The sequence below is a fragment of the Streptomyces sp. adm13(2018) genome (assembly GCF_008042145.1).
Lineage (GTDB): Bacteria > Actinomycetota > Actinomycetes > Streptomycetales > Streptomycetaceae > Streptomyces.
Genome location: NZ_RDBH01000079.1, coordinates 1 through 3,831 on the forward strand (window position 1 = coordinate 1; position 3,831 = coordinate 3,831).

Sequence of the window (3,831 nt, forward strand, 5' to 3'; positions counted from 1 at the left end):
GCTCCTGGTGCGGGGCGGGGGCGGTGGCGTCCGCCGACCGCTCGTGGACGTCCGGCTCCGGCGGCGGGTCGGGCAGCCGGACCTGGAGCGTGGTCTCGGAGACGCTCTCCCCGAGGGGCGCGGGCCCGTCGAAGGCCCCGGGCCCGTCGAAGGACGTGGGAGCGGGGTCGGCCTCGGGGAACGGCGCCGGGTCGGGGTCGGCGTACGTCGGCTCCGTGTACGCGGCCTCGGGCTCGGCGTACGTCGGCTCAGGCTCGGCATACGTCGGCTCGGTGTACGCCGCCTCGGGCTCGGCGTAACCGGCCTCCGGGTCGGCGTATCCGGTCTCGGCCTCCGCCGCCGCGTACGACGCGTCCGGCTCCGGCTGCCCCGCCGTCGCGTCCGCCGCCAGGAACGCCCGCTCCGCCGCCTCCACCAGGGGATCGCGGTTCCGGGACGGCAGCGTGTTGGAGTTGGCCTCGGCCGCCGAGCCGGGGAGCTGGATCGCGGGAGCCCCGCCCGTGCTCCGTACGGGATCGGTCACCGTGGTGGGCAGGGCGGCGGGGAGCAGCGGCTCCGGCAGGACGACGACGGCCGCCGTACCGCCCGACTGCTGCTCGCGCAGCTCGACGCGGACCCCGTGGCGGGCGGCGAGGAGGGTGATGACGCGCATGCCGAGGCCCTCGCCCTCGAACGCGGCGGGCTCGCCCTCGGCCAGGCTCGCGTTGAGCTCGGCGAGCCGGGCCGGCGTCATGCCGATGCCCGCGTCCTGCACGGAGAGCATGACCTCGCCGGACTCCAGGAGCCAGCCGGAGAGCTGGACCGAGGCGTCGGGCGGCGAGAAGGAGGTGGCGTTCTCCAGGAGCTCGGCGACGAGGTGGCTGAGGTCGTCCGCGGCGAAGCCGGCGATCTGGGCGTGCGGCGGCAGGGACTGGATGGTGACCCGCTCGTACCGCTCGATCTCGCTGACGGCGGCGCGCAGCACGTCGACGAGCGGGACGGGGCCGGCGTGGCCGTGGACGTGCTCGTGCCCGGCGAGGACGAGGAGGTTCTCGCTGTGGCGGCGCATGACGGTCGCCAGGTGATCGAGCTTGAAGAGGGTGGCGAGGCGGTCCGGGTCCTGCTCGCGCTCCTCCAGCTTCTCGATGACGCCGAGCTGTCGTTCGACGAGCCCGAGGCTGCGCAGCGAGAGGTTGACGAAGGTGTGGTGGACGGTGCCCCGGAACCGTTCGAGTTCGGCGGTGAGGAGTGCGACCCGGCCCTGGAGTTCGGCGCGCTGGGCGGCGAGTTCGGCGCCGAGCTGCTCCTTGGCGGCGGTCAGGTCGGCGTGTCCGTCGGTGAGCCGCTCGGTGTGCTCGCTGAGGCCGGCGAGCTTGCCGTGCACGGTGTTCAGCGAGCGGACGACCTGGGCGAACTCGTCGTTGCGGCCGGTGAAGCGGACCGGCTCCTCGGCGCCGGGGTCGGGCGCGGCGGCGAGGCGGGCGGCGCCGATCCGGAGGACGGCGAGCGGCCGGGTGAGGGTGCGGGCGACGTAGGTGGAGATGCCGACGGCGACGAGCAGGCAGCCGCCGAGGAAGGCGAGGCGCAGTTCGAGGGCGGTGACGTCGTCGTCGCGGAGGCCGGCGAACTGCTCGACCCGCTCGGCGGCGAGGCGGGACTCGACGCCGCGCATCTGCTCGATGCGGGCGGACAGGGCGGCCTCCAGGCCGGCCGGGTCGGTGCCGCGCTCGGCCTCGGTCAGCCGGGGCTGGTCGGTGAGCGCGGCGAGGGAGCGTTCGGCGCTCTTCACGTCGGGCCCGGTGACGGTGGTGGCGAGCGCGTCGCGGGCGGCGGTTCCCGCGGCCTGGTCGAAGTCGCCGAGGGCGGCGAGTTCACGGACGCGGGCCTGCTGGGCCGCCGCGGTGAGGGTGTCGCGGGCGCGGTCGGCCTCGGCGGCGCCGGGGGGCTCGTCGGGGACGTAGGTGCCGGTCTCGGGGTCGTAGTGGACCTGGCCCGTGGGCTCGGGCTGCGGGACGGCGAGGGCGGCGAGGAGGGCCAGGGCGGCACCCGCCGCCCCGCCCGCCGAAGTTGTTCGCCAACTCATGAGTGTTGTTCACTCGTTCGGGTGGCGGAGCGGCCGATGCGCGTCCCCTTACCAAAAGCGCTGGAATGGTCGGAAGCCATACCAGGGGGGTGGGGGCGCTCCATGTGACCGGCCGTCACCTCTGCTTTGTGGGCGGACGGAGGGGACGCCGGCGAGGTCGCGGCGGAGCTCGGCGGAGGCGGCGGGCCGGATCTCGTCGATCTGGCGGTCGACGCGGGTGGAGCGGGTGCTGGTGACCTGGCGCTTCGCCTTGGCGTCGCCGCTCTGGGCGTCGCGGCCGGCGGCGATGTAGGCGACGACCTCGTCGCGCTCGTCGGCGAGGGAGTGGGCCAGGGTGACGGCCTGCCGGTCGAGTTCGGCGAGGGTGACCAGGCTCTGGGAGTCGTTGAGCTCGGTGGAGGCGGTGAGGACCGCGGGTGCTCCGGCGGCGAGGACCGTGATGCCGACGAGGGCGACCCCGGCGACGAGGCGGTTGCGGACGCGCTTGGGCCGGCCTGCGGGGGCGCTGCCGGGGGTGGCCGGGGTGCCGTCCGCGGWCGGCACCGCACCGGGGGTCTGGCTCCGCGTGCCGTTCTTGCTCCGAGGCCGCTTCATCTGCACCGGTGCTCGCATTCTTGACTCGTCCGCCCACAAAGCAGAGGTGACGGCCGGTCACATGGAGCGCCCCCACCCCCCTGGTATGGCTTCCGACCATTCCAGCGCTTTTGGTAAGGGGACGCGCATCGGCCGCTCCGCCACCCGAACGAGTGAACAACACTCATGAGTTGGCGAACAACTTCGGCGGGCGGGGCGGCGGGTGCCCGGAAGGCCCCCGGTTGGATCTTCCGGGCGGGCTTTGGCAGGATGCCCGCCCGCAGCTTCCCGGAGCCGGCGGCTCCGCTCCGGCGCGGTGTCCAGGGGTTGGTACAGGCCAATCTCCGAGGGTTTGCAGGTCCGGTGAAGACCGTCCCCGGGAACGTGCGCCGCGCCGGGCACACTGGGGTCATGCGCAGCGATGTCGCCACCCTCCCCGGCAGCCCCGAACGCCCCAACGAGGACTGGGTGGCCGCCGCGCTGCCCGCGTCGGGGGGCGGCGGGACGGTGGTCGTCCTCGACGGTGTCACGCCGCCGGCCGGTCATGACGGTTGTGTGCACACGGTGCCGTGGTTCACCGCGCGCCTCGGCGGGGCTTTGACCGAACTGTCCGCTTCCAGGCGGGACATGTCCCTGTCCGAGATCCTCTCCCGGGCAATCCGGCGCACCGCGGACGCCCATCGGGGCACCTGTGACCTTTCTCACGTGCGTACGCCCCAGGCCACGGTGGCGCTCGCCCGGTGGGACGAGAGCCGGGTCGAGTACCTGGTCCTGTCCGACTCCGTCCTGCTCCTGGAGGCGCCGGACGGGTCCGTACGGGCGGTGGCCGACGACCGGCTCGACCACGTCCCCGACGAGGTCCTGCGGTCCCTGGCGGCGACGGACCGGCTGCGGAACAGGGAGGGCGGCTTCTTCACGGCGGCGGCGGATCCGGCGGTGGCGGCGCGGGCCGTGACCGGGTCGAGTCCGCGCGCGGAGGTACGCGCCCTGGCGGCACTCACGGACGGGGCGGGCCGCTGGGTGGAGCTGTTCGCGGAGGGCGACTGGGCGGACTGTTTCGGCGTCCTGCGGAAGGAGGGCGCGCTGGGGCTGATCCATCGTGTGCGGGCCCTGGAGACGGCGGACGCGGCGGCCGGCGGGACGCGGCGCTGGAAGCTGCACGACGACGCGACGGTGGCGCTGGTGGACCTCGGGGA

At 74.6% G+C, this 3,831-nt stretch carries 3 protein-coding genes; 1 reads left to right on the forward strand and 2 read right to left on the reverse strand.

Annotated features, from left to right (window positions below):
* Both EAO70_RS06755 and EAO70_RS40240 read right to left on the reverse strand, forming a co-directional pair.
* A partial coding sequence (locus tag EAO70_RS06755; protein WP_410091114.1) for an ATP-binding protein occupies positions 1-2,062 on the reverse strand: 2,062 nt, incomplete at its 3' end.
* A gap of 48 nt (positions 2,063-2,110) precedes the next feature.
* On the reverse strand, positions 2,111-2,674 hold the full coding sequence (locus tag EAO70_RS40240) for a nitrate- and nitrite sensing domain-containing protein (RefSeq protein ID WP_410091115.1): 564 nt from the start codon (positions 2,672-2,674) through the stop codon (positions 2,111-2,113).
* Between the two features lie 372 nt (positions 2,675-3,046).
* On the opposite strand from EAO70_RS40240, the gene EAO70_RS06760 reads away from it, so the two are divergent.
* The coding region (locus tag EAO70_RS06760; protein WP_148002096.1) for a protein phosphatase 2C domain-containing protein at positions 3,047-3,831 on the forward strand (785 nt) is incomplete at its 3' end.